16 protein-coding genes are annotated in these 13,184 nt (G+C 40.2%); all 16 read left to right on the plus strand.

The genetic code is table 11. The annotated features are described in order from the left end of the window. Nucleotides 1-7 precede the first annotated feature (7 nt). The 16 genes from fliI to fliP all read left to right on the plus strand — a co-directional run bounded on the left by fliI (nt 8) and on the right by fliP (nt 13,084). Nucleotides 8-1,327: a flagellar protein export ATPase FliI gene (gene fliI / locus WMO37_RS02930; protein ID WP_022433384.1), complete on the plus strand. Its 1,320-nt coding sequence runs from the start codon at nt 8-10 to the stop codon at nt 1,325-1,327. Between the two features lie 22 nt (nt 1,328-1,349). Next, on the plus strand, nt 1,350-1,808 hold the full coding sequence (gene fliJ, locus WMO37_RS02935; RefSeq protein ID WP_022433383.1) for a flagellar export protein FliJ: 459 nt from the start codon (nt 1,350-1,352) through the stop codon (nt 1,806-1,808). A gap of 2 nt (nt 1,809-1,810) precedes the next feature. Further along, the gene (locus WMO37_RS02940; protein ID WP_022433382.1) at nt 1,811-2,587 is read left to right on the plus strand and encodes a MotE family protein; all 777 of its coding nucleotides are present in this window, start codon (nt 1,811-1,813) and stop codon (nt 2,585-2,587) included. 79 nt (nt 2,588-2,666) lie between these two features. Further along, nucleotides 2,667-4,028, plus strand: a complete 1,362-nt coding sequence (locus WMO37_RS02945; RefSeq protein WP_349154279.1) for a flagellar hook-length control protein FliK — start codon at nt 2,667-2,669, stop codon at nt 4,026-4,028. 17 nt (nt 4,029-4,045) lie between these two features. Further along, nucleotides 4,046-4,594, plus strand: a complete 549-nt coding sequence (locus WMO37_RS02950) for a flagellar hook assembly protein FlgD (RefSeq protein ID WP_022433380.1) — start codon at nt 4,046-4,048, stop codon at nt 4,592-4,594. 29 nt (nt 4,595-4,623) lie between these two features. Next, nucleotides 4,624-5,049 (plus strand): TIGR02530 family flagellar biosynthesis protein, encoded by a 426-nt coding sequence (locus WMO37_RS02955; RefSeq protein ID WP_022433379.1) that lies wholly within the window; start codon nt 4,624-4,626, stop codon nt 5,047-5,049. Nucleotides 5,050-5,135: 86 nt separating this feature from the next. Continuing rightward, nucleotides 5,136-6,467: a flagellar hook protein FlgE gene (locus WMO37_RS02960; protein WP_022433378.1), complete on the plus strand. Its 1,332-nt coding sequence runs from the start codon at nt 5,136-5,138 to the stop codon at nt 6,465-6,467. 236 nt (nt 6,468-6,703) lie between these two features. Continuing rightward, nucleotides 6,704-6,904 carry a flagellar FlbD family protein gene (locus WMO37_RS02965; protein WP_022433377.1) on the plus strand — a complete coding sequence of 67 codons (201 nt, stop codon included), beginning with the start codon at nt 6,704-6,706 and terminating at the stop codon, nt 6,902-6,904. An 18-nt stretch (nt 6,905-6,922) separates the two neighbouring features. Then, the gene (locus tag WMO37_RS02970; protein WP_022433376.1) at nt 6,923-7,729 is read left to right on the plus strand and encodes a motility protein A; all 807 of its coding nucleotides are present in this window, start codon (nt 6,923-6,925) and stop codon (nt 7,727-7,729) included. Beyond that, a complete protein-coding gene (locus WMO37_RS02975; RefSeq protein ID WP_022433375.1) occupies nt 7,729-8,547 on the plus strand; it encodes an OmpA/MotB family protein in 819 nt (272 codons plus the stop codon). The genes WMO37_RS02970 and WMO37_RS02975 overlap by 1 nt, the downstream gene beginning before the upstream one ends. A 40-nt stretch (nt 8,548-8,587) precedes the next feature. Further along, entirely contained in the window at nt 8,588-9,115 is a 528-nt protein-coding gene (locus WMO37_RS02980) for a hypothetical protein (protein WP_022433374.1), read from the plus strand. 39 nt (nt 9,116-9,154) lie between these two features. Continuing rightward, a complete protein-coding gene (fliM, locus tag WMO37_RS02985; RefSeq protein ID WP_022433373.1) occupies nt 9,155-10,138 on the plus strand; it encodes a flagellar motor switch protein FliM in 984 nt (327 codons plus the stop codon). A gap of 2 nt (nt 10,139-10,140) precedes the next feature. Then, complete coding sequence (gene fliY / locus WMO37_RS02990) at nt 10,141-11,421, plus strand: flagellar motor switch phosphatase FliY (protein WP_349154280.1); 1,281 nt, start codon at nt 10,141-10,143, stop codon at nt 11,419-11,421. Nucleotides 11,422-11,540: 119 nt separating this feature from the next. Further along, entirely contained in the window at nt 11,541-11,903 is a 363-nt protein-coding gene (locus tag WMO37_RS02995; protein WP_022433371.1) for a response regulator, read from the plus strand. Between the two features lie 35 nt (nt 11,904-11,938). After that, a complete protein-coding gene (locus WMO37_RS03000) occupies nt 11,939-12,274 on the plus strand; it encodes a flagellar biosynthetic protein FliO (protein WP_227089255.1) in 336 nt (111 codons plus the stop codon). A gap of 15 nt (nt 12,275-12,289) precedes the next feature. After that, nucleotides 12,290-13,084, plus strand: coding sequence for a flagellar type III secretion system pore protein FliP (fliP, locus tag WMO37_RS03005; protein WP_022433369.1), 795 nt, complete (start codon nt 12,290-12,292; stop codon nt 13,082-13,084). The last annotated feature ends 100 nt before the right edge of the window (nt 13,085-13,184 follow it).

A 13,184-nucleotide genomic window follows, 5' to 3' on the forward strand; every position in this document is an offset into this window, starting at 1 on the left:
TTTGGATTTGGCAGAATTTAATGTAGCAAAATACTATAATTTAACACAAAAATCCTACTTTGATAAGCTGGGCAAGGTTTCAAAGATTGTCGGATTGACCATTGAATCCATTGGACCGGATGCAAAACTCAATGATTTATGCGTGATTCATTCCGCAGATAATGAGTCCCATCTGTATGCAGAAGTTGTAGGATTTAAAGATTCCAGAGTGCTTTTGATGCCGTTTGATAATGTAGATGGTATCGGACCGGGCTGTATTGTGGAAAATACAGAAAAACCGTTAGCGGTAAAAGTCGGTGATGCCATATTGGGACATACACTTGACGGACTGGGCAATCCAATGAATGGTGAAGAACTGGGGCTCACAGAAGAATATTCCGTTGAGGCACAGCCGCCGGACCCGATGTCAAGGGAAATTATCAGTCAGGTGCTTCCGCTTGGTGTAAAAGCCGTTGACGGTCTGTTGACAGTCGGTAAAGGACAGCGAATCGGCATTTTTGCCGGAAGCGGTGTCGGTAAAAGTACCCTGCTTGGTATGTTTGCAAGAAATACGAAGGCGGATATTAATGTTATCGCACTGATTGGAGAGCGTGGCAGGGAAGTGCGGGAGTTCGTTGAGCGGGATTTAGGTCCTGAGGGAATGAAACGAAGTGTCCTTGTTGTGGCGACCTCTGATAAACCGGCTTTAATCCGTAATAAGGCAGCAAAAACAGCGACAGCCATTGCGGAATATTTCAGGGATCAGGGGAAAGATGTTTTACTCATGATGGATTCGCTGACCCGTTTTTCCATGGCACAAAGGGAAATCGGTCTGGCTTCCGGGGAACCTCCGGTAACAAGAGGATATCCGCCGAGTGTATACAGCGAAATGCCAAAACTTCTGGAACGGGCAGGAATGTCTGCAAAAGGTTCTATTACGGGACTGTATACCGTTCTGGTTGACGGTGATGACTTTAATGAGCCGATTACAGATACAGCGCGAAGCATACTGGATGGTCATATTATGTTATCACGAAAGCTGGGACATAAAAATCATTATCCGGCAATTGATGTTCTTCAGAGTATTTCAAGATGTATGAGTCAGATTACAACGAAGGAACATAAACAGATGGCGGGCAGATTGAAAAATGTACTGGCAACTTACAATGAAGCAGAAGATTTAATTAATATTGGTGCATACAAGAGTGGTTCTAATAAAAATATTGACTATGCGATTTCAAAGATTGATGCAGTAAATGAATTTTTGCGGCAGGCAACGGATGAAAAATTCAGTTTTGAAGAAGAACTGGCAATGCTGTCAGAGATTTTTAAGGACTACGAAGCTTAAAACCATAGAGGGATAGCAGGGCATGGCAAAATTCATTTACAGAATGCAGAATATTTTGAATATTAAGCTGCGACTGGAAACACAGGCAAAGACAGAATATGCAGAAAATGCGGCAAGACTTGCAGCTGAAGAAGAAAAAATGCATCATCTGGCGTCAAGAAGACAACAGTATGAAAATGAAGCCAAGCAGAGTGCAATGAACCGGGTAAATATTGCAAGCATAAAGCAGAGTAATGAATCGATGGCGGTCATGAAAGAACTGATGACACAGCAGGCTGTCCGTATCCGAATTGCACAGAAAAATCTTGACAGGGCAAGGGATAAGCTAAATCTTGCCATGCAGGAGCGCAAGATTTATGAAAAACTGCGCGAGAAAGCATTTGAGGAATTTAAGCAGGAGTTAAATGCACAGGAAAAGAAAGAAATTGATGAACTTGTAAGTTTTAACTACAATGATAATAATATGGAAACAGGTGAATAAATATGGCGAGGAAAAAATCAAAGGAAGAGCTTAATTTAGACAATGTAGAATTAGATGAAAACGGCGAACCTGTGGAAAGCAAAGGGAGTAAGCTTACCAGTTTTCTGGTTGGTCTGGTAGTTGTAATTATATGGCTTGTGATCTTTGCACTGTTGATTAAAATGGATGTCGGCGGTGTAGGAACGATGTTAAGACCGTACTTAAAAAATGTTCCGGTCATCAATCAGATTCTTCCTGATGCAAGCAGTGAAGAAATTGCAGATGAAACCGGTTACAAATTTAACAGTATCGCAGAGGCAGTAGAACGTATCAAAGAACTGGAAAGCCAGCTTTCCGCTTATCAGAATTCCGGGGATGCATCCGCACAGCAGATTGCTGATTTACAGGCAGAGGTTGATCGTTTAAAGGTGTTTGAAGAAAATCAGGAGTACTATGAACAGTTAAAGGATGAGTTCGACAGGGAAGTTGTCTTTACGGATAATGCGCCTGATATTTCAGAATATAAAAAATGGTATGAATCTATTGATGCGGATAATGCAGCCGCACTGTATGCAGAAGTCGTAAGACAGCTGGAACATAAACAGGAAGTACAGGATTGGGCTGCGGCATATGCAAAGATGGATGCAAAGAATGCTGCGGCAATCTTACAGGAAATGACGGGAGATACCAATCTTGTTGCAGAAATTTTAGAGTGCATGACAGCAAAACAGCGTGCAGCAATTCTTGCAGAGATGGATACAGTCTTTGCGGCAAAGATGACAAAGATTATGTATCCGTAGGAACATTAAAAACGGTATAATCTGCCATGACATATGTTGTGGCAGTTTATATAAAAAAGAATTGAAAGGAGGCGTAAAGATGATAAGCGCAGCAATTAAAGGCACAGACACAGCTTCAGGCATTGATTTAACACAGCTTTCGTCAGCAGGTAAGTCCGGTGGTGCAAATTTTCAGAAGATTATGTCAAAGTCCCTGTCTTCTAATGTCAATAATAAGGCATCGCAGAATATGGTACAGACAAAGACAGCATCAGGTATGAAAAGCACTTCCACACAGCAGAATACAAAACAGGTATCCGCACAGGACAATACAGCAGCTTCTACCGCAAAGAAAACGTCTGACAACACCCAGTCTACGTTATCTGACAACAGTGACAAGCTGACAGATGCAGGTGAAAAAATCAAAGACTTTTTAAAGGAAAAGCTGGGTGTGACAGATGAAGAATTTGAAAAGGCTATGGCTGATCTTGGGCTTTGCATGCAGGATTTACTTCAGCCGGCAAATCTTACGGATTTAGTCGTAGAACTGACTGGTGTGGAAGATGCAGTTGCAATTATTACAAATGCAGGATTGTCAGAAACCCTGACTGATGTGATTGATTATGCAAAGCAGCTGGTTTCAGATGTGCAGGCAGGACGCGAACTGACACCGGTTCCGGCAGAAGCAGTACAGACTGTGGATACAGCGCAGGCTGATACGCAGGAAAATACAGTTGCCATGGCAGCACCGGTTGCAAAGGAAATACAGCCGCAGGAAGAAGCACAGGATAATACGGCAGCTGAAAGCACAGCAGTTCTTGAAGATGTATTAAAGTCGAAGCTGACACTGGAAGGAGCAGAGAATAAGACCTCTGATTCCGGTACAGGAAAACAGGAAAATGCACAGACCCAGACAAAGGCAGAAGCGGTGAATGAAATCGCAGGAAACCTTTCGCAGAACATCCAGGATGTTTTTGCCAATGCAGTACAGGAAGCAGCACAGGTAAATCCTGTTGAGGTTGTCCGTCAGGTCGTCGATGCCGTAAAGGTAATTCAGAAAGAATCGTTACAGAGTATTGAAGTTCAGTTAAATCCTGAAAATCTCGGTAAACTTCACATTACGGTTTCAGCAAGAAACGGAGTGCTGACAGCAGAGATTGCAACACAGAACGAGCAGGTGAAGCGTGCAGTGGAAAGCCAGATGAGCATGTTAAAAGAAAATCTGGAAAGTCAGGGCATCAAAGTTGATGCAGTTGAAATTACTGTACAGAGCCATGCATTTGAAGGCGGACAGAATCTTCAGGGAAACAATTCCCAGCAGGAAAAAGCCGGTAAAGAAGGAAAACGTCATCTGGATTTAAGCAGCTTAGACGAACTCTCAGATGATGAATTGTCTGAGGACGAAGCGGCAGCAAAAAATGCAGTAATGAATGAAAACAGCAGTGTAGAATACACCGCGTAAAAGAAAGGAGTGTTTCAATGATCTGGTCTAATGTAACAACTACAAACGGAACAACATCATCAACGACAGAGAGTACAACTATCAGTTCAAAGTCAACGAAGGAAAAAGATGCTAAAGAATCCAGCACACTGGACGTCAATGATTTCTTAAGCCTTCTGGTAACGGAAATGCAGTATCAGGATCCGCTTGAACCGACAGACAACTCACAGTATATTGCACAGATGGCAACGTTCTCACAGGTTGAAGCGACCAAAGAAATGTTAGATACGGCAACACGCCAGACAGCTTCAAATCTTGTAGGAAAGACCGTTATTATGACAACGGATTTGAATAAAGACGGTTATATTGCAGGAAAGGTAGATTACTGGGAAGTTATCAGCAATAAGATTTATCTTGGTATTGACGGCAAGCTTTATGACATTGACGACTTAGATACCGTTATGGATGATGACTATTATAAGAAGTGGAATAAGAATGATTCAACAACAGATACTTCGAATAAGTCCGACAGTTCATCATCAGATACATCATCTGATAAAAGTGACACAACGGGTAAGACAGAATAGTTCAAAGAAGAATTAAGGAAGTGAAGATTATGATGAACCATATCGTAACCGGAGGCTTTTCTTCTATTGAACAGGCAACCGGAAAGTTTGGGGGAAAAAGGAGTTTAACCAACAATACGGGGACAGCCGCAACATCTTCTTTTGGTGAAATACTACAGCAGAAAAAAAGTATTGAAGCAGCGGTAGATGAAACTCAGTCCACATCATTACGTTTTTCAAAGCACGCAGGGGAACGGCTCACACAAAGAGATATCCAGCTGACCAGTGAGCAGATGATGCGGTTAGAGGAAGGCACACAGCGCGCCGGAGAAAAGGGAATTAAGGAATCCCTGGTGCTGTTAGACAACATGGCATTCATTGTGAATACACAGAATAAGACAGTGATTACTGCTATGTGTCAGAATTCCGGTGAGGAAAATATCTATACAAATATTGATGGGGCAATTGTTATCTAGCTGGACCGCAAGGAAGCGATTATTCCGGAATGACAGAAGGAATAAAAATAACTGTCTTCATCATCAGATTATGGAGGGCGAAAGCTATGATGAGATCAATGTTCTCTGCTGTGTCAGGTTTAAAGGCACATCAGACAAAAATGGATGTTATCGGTAATAATATTGCCAACGTAAATACGGTAGCATTCAAATCACAGTCTGTTACATTTAGTGATGTATACTATCAGACAACACAGACCGCAACAGGACCAAATACCAAAACAGGAGCAGGCGGTACGAACCCAATGCAGATTGGTACAGGTTCTTCAGTAGCAAGTATTTCTACAGCCATTACAACACAGGGTGCTCCTGAAAGAACAGATGACCCATACGATTTACAGATTTCAGGAGATGCATTCTTTATTGTAAATAATCAGGGGAACACTTACTTTACAAGAGCCGGAAACTTTAAGCTGGATGAAGAAGGTGCGTTAGTTACAAGCGAAGGCGCCAATGTCATGGGCTGGCAGGTGGATAAAGATGGTGTTGTACAGAAAGACCTTGTTTCTGCATTACACGTTACAAGTTCAGATTTTACATATACAGCACCGGAACGTACAACCGGCATTACAGCAAAGGGAAATGTAAAGGCTTCTGATACAGGCTTAAATTCATTTACATTTAACTTCTATGATTCATTGGGAAATTCCTACCAGGGAACAATTTCTTTACAGTACAGTGCAGATACCAGTGATGCCTCCATTGCACGTTATACTGCAACAGGCGGAAGTATTTCTATCAACGGAAAGCCGACAACCCTTACAATGGCATTAGATCCGGCAGAATTCCAGTTTAATGCAACAACGGGTGCTGCAATTACCGATGCCATGCAGGCGATGACAATTACAATTACAGATAATGACGGTACAAACAATATTGCAAATATCGGTGTCAACAACGGTGGTAACTCATCTACACTGACATTAGACGCCTCCTCTCTTACAATGTATGCAGATGATACGGATATCAACTGCAGCCGTGGTCTTGGAACGAATAAGACAGGCGCCGGTAAAGCAGTCGGTACAATGTCTTCTGTTGGTATTGACAAGTACGGAAAGATTGTTGCAAATTATACCAACGGTGATACAAAGACAATCGGTCAGATTGCCGTTACAACATTTTCTAACCCGGCAGGTCTTGAAAAGGTTGGTGATAACCTGTATGCAGCAACTATGAATTCTGGTTTGTTTAACGGAATCGGACAGGATGTTTCCGAAACAGACGGATCAATTACATCCGGTTATCTGGAAATGTCTAACGTAGATCTTTCACAGGAATTTACCAATATGATTACCACACAGAGAGGTTATCAGGCAAATTCAAGAATTATTACAGTTTCAGATACTTTACTCGAAGAGTTAATTAACTTAAAGAGATAATTAAAAGTTCATATGGAGGAGCGTGATAGAAGGAATTTTATCACGCCTCTCCAAAACATTGGAATCATATTTGAAATGAAAATTAGTTGCAGAAATTTACAAAAAAAGTGGAAAATTTCACTATTTTGTTGCAATCATGCCATAATAGTGTTTTAATATAAATAGTCTGAGTAACAGGGGAATTGTACTCTACTAAAAGAAAAAATGGAGGTATTAGGCTTGGGAGGTGGAAAAGTGTGATTGATGTAACGCGGATTAATAATACCCGGTTTGTTCTGAATTGTGACCTGATTCAGACCGTGGAAGAAACTCCGGATACAGTGATTACCTTGACAACAGGAACGAAGTATGTTGTGAAAGAAAGCTGTGAAGAAATTAAAAAAAAGGTTTTGGAATATAAAAGAAGTATTATTAGTGTACTTAACGAAAATATGTAGAAATGGAAGGTGTTAACTGTGGATTTAGCGACACTTGTAGGACTTGTCCTTGGTTTTGTAATGATTATCTTCGGAATTGTTTCCAGTGCCAGTTTTGCGGCAATTACGGAGAGCTTTATTGATTTACCGTCAATTATTATTACTATTGGTGGTACAATTTCATGTTTGATTACGTCTTATACATTCAAAGACTTAATTACATATTTAAAGGGTGCTGGTATTGCATTTAAGGATCCGAAGCTGGATCATGGCGCAGTAATTTCGAAAATTATTGAATTATCTAATGTGGCCAGAAAAGAAGGTCTTCTTGCACTGGAAGAAGTAGCAAGTAATCTTGAAGATGAATTTATGAAAAAAGGTATTCTTCTGATTGTCGATGGTACGGAACCGGAGCTGGTAAGAGGCATTCTTGAAACAGAGCTTGCAAACATGGATGACCGTCACAGAAAAGTATCCGGATTTTTTGATTACATGGCTGCGATGGGTCCTGCATGGGGTATGATTGGTACACTGATTGGTCTTGTAAACATGCTTGCCAAGCTTGATGATATTTCAACAGTAGGACCAAACATGGCGGTAGCCTTAATTACTACTTTATACGGTTCTATTATTGCAAACTGGTTTGCAACTCCGATTTCCAATAAATTAAAACTGATTAACAATAATGAATATCAGATGAAAGAAATCGTCATTGAAGGTCTGTTATCTATTCAGGCAGGTGAAAACCCTCGTGTTATCGAAGAAAAGTTAAAGTCATTCTTAGCACCGGGCTCAAGACAGCTTCAGGGTGAAGGCGAAGGTGGAAATGCTGGAGGTGAAGCTTAATGGCAAAAAAAAGAGCAGAAGACGCACCACCGTCCTTATTGTGGAAGGATACATTCAGTGATTTAATGAATCTTTTGCTTTGCTTTTTCGTATTGTTGTTCTCGATGTCGACTGTTGATGCGGATAAATTTCAGGAACTTGCGGCTTCTTTAGCTTCTGCATTCAGTGTGCTTCCGTCAGGAGGTTCAACGATTAAATCCGACGGCATCTTAGTCGGAAGCGGTGCCAGCCAGTTAAATGAGCTGAGTGATTACTATAATAATATGGGTATGAACAGTGAAGGCGATGTTGAACTGGATAAGGAGAGTAATACCGTAGATGAAGCGTATGAAAAAGTACAGGAAGAAGGGCTTGAGCAGTCTGAAAAGATGGCAGATACCATACAGGCGGCATTGGATATGTCTAATGTAGATTCTTCCCAGGTTGAAATTACAACCACCAGTCAGTATGTTATGCTGAGCTTAAGCAGCGGAATTTTGTTTGATTCCGGTAAAGCGGACTTAAAAGCAGAAGCAATTTCGGTTGTAGATAAGGTTGCAGATGCTGTTAAGATTTATGATGACAATACCATTTCAATTGAAGGACATACCGATAATGTTCCGCAGAATACGGCACAGTACCCGGATAATATGGTGCTGTCAATGTACAGGGCATATTCTGTATATACATATTTTGTAGATACAAAGGGATTTAATGTCAACAGTATTTCATCAACAGGACGTGGTGAGGCTGTTCCGGTTGCTTCAAATGCGACAGCAGAAGGAAGGGCACAGAACAGACGCGTTGAGATTAAGATATATAATATGCTCAATAGTTAGTAGCGGCATAATATATAAATGATATTTAGGAGGAAGAGTAATGAAAAAGAGTATGCTGAATGTGATTACATTAGCGTTAGTACTTATTAATCTTATTTTGACAGTGTTGCTGACTTTTTCACTTGTTTCAACAAATAATAAGACCAATAATCTGATAACAAAAGTTGCTCAGATTATCGATTTGGATATTGGTGAAACAACCGTTAAAGATGACACCACTTCTGCGGGTGCAAATATCGCTGATATTGCATATGTAGATGTTAAGAATAATGACAGTACAGATATTACTGTATCATATACAGATGGCGGTAAAACGCATTATGCTGTATTAAATGTTACAGTAGGCTTTAATACAAAGGCAAAAGACTATGAAGAAAAAAAGTCCAGCCTTGAAAACAGCATGAAAGTAGTTGTCAGTCAGGTAAACACAGAAGCATTAAAGTATTCTTACAGTGAATTAAATGCAAATAAGGCAACAGTAGAAAGCAATCTGCTTAGTTATTTAAGAGATTTATTCCAGACAGATTCTATCACATCTGTCACATTGACTAAGATGGTTGTATCGTAATGATAGAAATAAGAAAATAAGACAAAGGAGGTGAGGAAGATGGGAGAGGTCTTATCCCAGGATGAGATTGATAACCTCTTGAAAGCTTTAAGCACAGGTGAGTTAGATGCTGATGAGATGAAAAACACGGATGAACGCCAGGTCAAAGATTATGATTTTGCACGTCCGGCAAAATTCTCAAAAGAACATTTAAGAACACTTGAGATTATATTTGAACATTTTGGAAGACTTTTAGCAACCAATCTTCCTGCATATCTTCGTAAATCTGTTAGTGTAGATGTGGTGAATTCGGAAGTTGTTATTTATTCAGAATTTTCCAATGCATTGTCCAATCCAGTTTTGCTTGGTGTAGTTGGAATGGATCCTTTAATGGGGAACGTTATTATGGAGATGGCATCCAATCTTGGGTTTGCAATTGTAGACAGACTCTTGGGCGGTGTTGGAAATTCTCTGGAAAAAGAAAGGGATTTTTCAGAAATTGAATTATCAATATTAGAGAGAGTATTTACAATCTGTGTGAATCTGCTTCATGAACCGTGGGAAAACGTAGTAGAGATTACACCGCGTCTGAACCGGATTGAAACGAATTCTCAGTTTGCACAGATTATATCGCCAAGTGAAACGATAGCGATTGTTACCATCAATTTAAAGATTGGTGATGTGGAAGGATTGATGAACATCTGTCTTCCATATACAACATTAGAACCGGTTATGGATAAGCTGAATACGAAGTACTGGTTCTCAACAATGAAAGAAAAAGACAGTAACTCCTATGAAGCTGCGATTGAAAATATTATTGACAATGCACTGATTCCAATGAAAGCAGTTCTTGGTACAAGTAAGATTAATGTACAAGACTTTGTAAATCTCCAGCTGGGAGATGTTATCAGACTGGATAGAAAGGTCGATGACGAATTGGAAGTTTACGTGGGCAATATTAAAAAATTCAAAGCTTTGCCGGGGTATTCAGATAATAAGTATGCAGTAAGAGTTACAGAAATTTTGAGAGAGGAGAGTGAGTAAGAATGGATGGCATGCTGTCACAAGAAGAAATTAATGCACTGCTCAATGGCATGGGCGGTGAAGATGCAGCACAGGATACAGCAGCAGATACAGCAGCAGATACAGCAGCAGATACAGCAGCAGATACAGCAGCACCACAGACGGAGGACTTTACACTTGCTGACTCAGATAAAGATGCAGTTGGTGAAATATCCAATATCAGTATGGGAACTGCAGCAACGACATTGAGTTCCTTGTTAAATCAGAAAGTAAATATTACAACACCGAAGGTTTCTGTTTCTTCATGGGATGATCTTGCAGAAAGATATGACAGACCATGTGTAATGATGCAGATTTCTTATAAAGAAGGTATTGATGGCAATAATGTGCTTATTTTAAAGGAAAACGATGTTAAGATTATTACCGACCTTATGATGGGAGGTGCGGGGGAAGTTGATGACTCCGAGCCGCTCAGCGAACTGCATTTAAGCGCAATTGGTGAGGCAATGAATCAGATGATGGGTTCTGCCGCAACATCAATGTCTTCAATGTTTAACAGAAAGATTGATATCAGTCCGCCAACAGCCAATGTGATTGAAACTTATTCTGACACAAGTATGGATACCATTCCGGACTTTTTGAAAAATAAGTTTGTATTAGTTGCATTCAGAATGCAGATTGGTGATTTGATCGATAGTGAAATTATGCAGCTCTATCCGATTGATTTTGCAAAGGAACTTTTAAAGATGTTTACAGCACCGGACGATGGTACGGTAGCACCACAGGTCGGCGGAGGAACAGCAAGTTCAGCTGCATCAGCAGAAGTACCGTCAGCAGCACAGCAGATGTCAGCACCACAGCCGGCACCTGTACCACAGCCGGCACCTGTACCACAGCAGGCACAGCCGATGGGATATGGACAGCCAATGCAGCAGATGCCGCCGATGGGATACGGACAGCCAATGGGCTATGCCCAGCCTGCCGGATACGCACCACAGCCGAATGTCAATGTACAGCCGGCAACATTCCAACCGTTCTCTGGCGATTTGAATGCAATTACACAGCAGGAAAACATTGATTTGATTAAGGATGTACCATTAGAGGTAACTGTTGAGTTGGGAAGAACGTCAAAATCAATCAAGGATATTCTTGAATTTGCACCGGGTACGATTGTAGAACTGAATAAGATTGCAGGCGAGCCGATAGACATTCTTGTGAATGGTAAAAATGTCGCAAAGGGTGAGGTTGTTGTTATCGAGGAAAGCTTCGGTGTACGTATTACGGAGATTATTAAAGACAGATAAAAACAGATGTTTATAAAATCGACATAAAATTTAAAAAAATAGTATGCAATTTTATGGTGATGATGTATAATAAACATGTTAAAAAGTAAATATCATTATAGTTAGATAGGAGATTATTTATGGCAAAGAATATTTTAATTTGCGATGATGCCGCATTTATGAGAATGATGATCAAAGATATTCTTACAAAGAATGGATATAATATTGTAGGGGAAGCAGAGAATGGTGCTAAAGCAGTGGAAAAGTATGCTGAATTGAAGCCGGATCTTGTTTTAATGGATATTACTATGCCGGAAATGGATGGTATTGAAGCTTTAAAGAAAATTAAAGCGGCAGATGCAAACGCTTCCATTATCATGTGTTCAGCAATGGGTCAGCAGGCAATGGTTATCGAATCCATTCAGTCAGGTGCTAAAGACTTTATTGTAAAGCCTTTCCAGGCAGACCGTGTTCTTGAAGCTGTTCAGAAAGTTGTAGGATAATGCAACAGTTATTGATTGGTAGCACGCTGGAATCATTGGCACAGCTGGTTACATTAATTGTAATTTTTGCTTTGGTGCTTGCTATTACATATTTTGCTACCAGATGGGTTGGGGGTATTCAGAAAGAAAAGATGATTGGCAGCAATGTCAAAGTTTTGGAAACAATGCGTATCTCTAACTCAAAGTATATTCAGATTCTGAAGATAGGTAATAAGTGTTTTGCAATTGCAGTTTGTAAAGACACTGTTACCTATTTATGTGAAGTAAATGAAGAAGAGCTGATATACAGGGAAAATTCAACGGGAGGAATTCACGTTGATAATTTCAAGGCAATATTAGATAAGTATAAAAAGGACAAGCCAGAGGATTAGGCAGGATAAGGCATTATGTTACGATTTTTAAAGAAACACGGGAAAAAATTTGTCAGAGCAGGACTGCTGATAGCAATTGTAGTTGCTGCCAGCACTATGATGACGAGTTCAGTTCCGGCGGCAGAGGACAACACTAATAAGCTGATTAGTGTGGGAATCTCGGCAGGTGATGGTTCAGATATGGCGAGTGTATTACAGATGTTACTGGTGTTGACAGTAATAGCACTGGCACCGTCAATTCTAATTATGCTGACATCATTTACAAGAATAGTTATCGTATTACATTTTACCAGAACTGCGTTAGGAACGCAGACAATCCCGCCAAATCAGATTATTGTGGGCTTGTCTTTATTTTTAACTCTTTTTGTAATGTCGCCGACATTTAACGAAGTTTATCAAAGTGCAGTTGTACCGCTTTCCAACAATGAAATTTCCATGCAGGAAGCCTATGAAACCGGAATTAAACCGCTTCGTACATTTATGCTAAAGCAGACCTCAAACAAGGATTTAGATACATTTTTGAAAATCAAAGGATTTGAGGCCGGTTCTATTGCTTCAGAGGATGATATTCCTACGGAAATACTGATTCCTGCGTTTATTATCAGTGAGTTGAGAATAGCATTTATCATAGGATTTTTGATATATCTTCCGTTCATTGTGATTGATATGGTTGTGTCTTCAACCCTGATGTCCATGGGTATGATGATGCTGCCACCAACGACAATATCAATGCCGTTTAAGATTTTATTATTTGTAATGGCAGATGGATGGAGTTTAATTATCGGCAATCTTATGACAACATTTAAGTAGCAATTCAGTTGGTTTTATGTAAGATTCCCCGCTTTTATAGTCTGGGGAATATCTTACTTTATAGGCAGATATTCTGCTTTGAAATCTAAAAATGGGAGGA

The sequence above is a fragment of the Lachnospira intestinalis genome (assembly GCF_040095895.1).
In the GTDB taxonomy this organism is placed as follows: Bacteria; Bacillota; Clostridia; order Lachnospirales; family Lachnospiraceae; genus Lachnospira; species Lachnospira intestinalis.

Coding starts and splice junctions, on each gene's coding strand:
- WMO37_RS02945 (WP_349154279.1), top strand. CDS start 2,667: ATGATAAGCGCAGCAATTAAAGGCACAGACACAGCTTCAGGCATTGAT.
- fliM (WP_022433373.1), top strand. CDS start 9,155: ATGGGAGAGGTCTTATCCCAGGATGAGATTGATAACCTCTTGAAAGCT.
- fliP (WP_022433369.1), top strand. CDS start 12,290: ATGTTACGATTTTTAAAGAAACACGGGAAAAAATTTGTCAGAGCAGGA.
- WMO37_RS02975 (WP_022433375.1), top strand. CDS start 7,729: ATGGCAAAAAAAAGAGCAGAAGACGCACCACCGTCCTTATTGTGGAAG.
- fliY (WP_349154280.1), top strand. CDS start 10,141: ATGGATGGCATGCTGTCACAAGAAGAAATTAATGCACTGCTCAATGGC.
- WMO37_RS02955 (WP_022433379.1), top strand. CDS start 4,624: ATGATGAACCATATCGTAACCGGAGGCTTTTCTTCTATTGAACAGGCA.
- WMO37_RS02980 (WP_022433374.1), top strand. CDS start 8,588: ATGAAAAAGAGTATGCTGAATGTGATTACATTAGCGTTAGTACTTATT.
- WMO37_RS02950 (WP_022433380.1), top strand. CDS start 4,046: ATGATCTGGTCTAATGTAACAACTACAAACGGAACAACATCATCAACG.
- WMO37_RS02960 (WP_022433378.1), top strand. CDS start 5,136: ATGATGAGATCAATGTTCTCTGCTGTGTCAGGTTTAAAGGCACATCAG.
- fliJ (WP_022433383.1), top strand. CDS start 1,350: ATGGCAAAATTCATTTACAGAATGCAGAATATTTTGAATATTAAGCTG.
- WMO37_RS02940 (WP_022433382.1), top strand. CDS start 1,811: ATGGCGAGGAAAAAATCAAAGGAAGAGCTTAATTTAGACAATGTAGAA.
- WMO37_RS02995 (WP_022433371.1), top strand. CDS start 11,541: ATGGCAAAGAATATTTTAATTTGCGATGATGCCGCATTTATGAGAATG.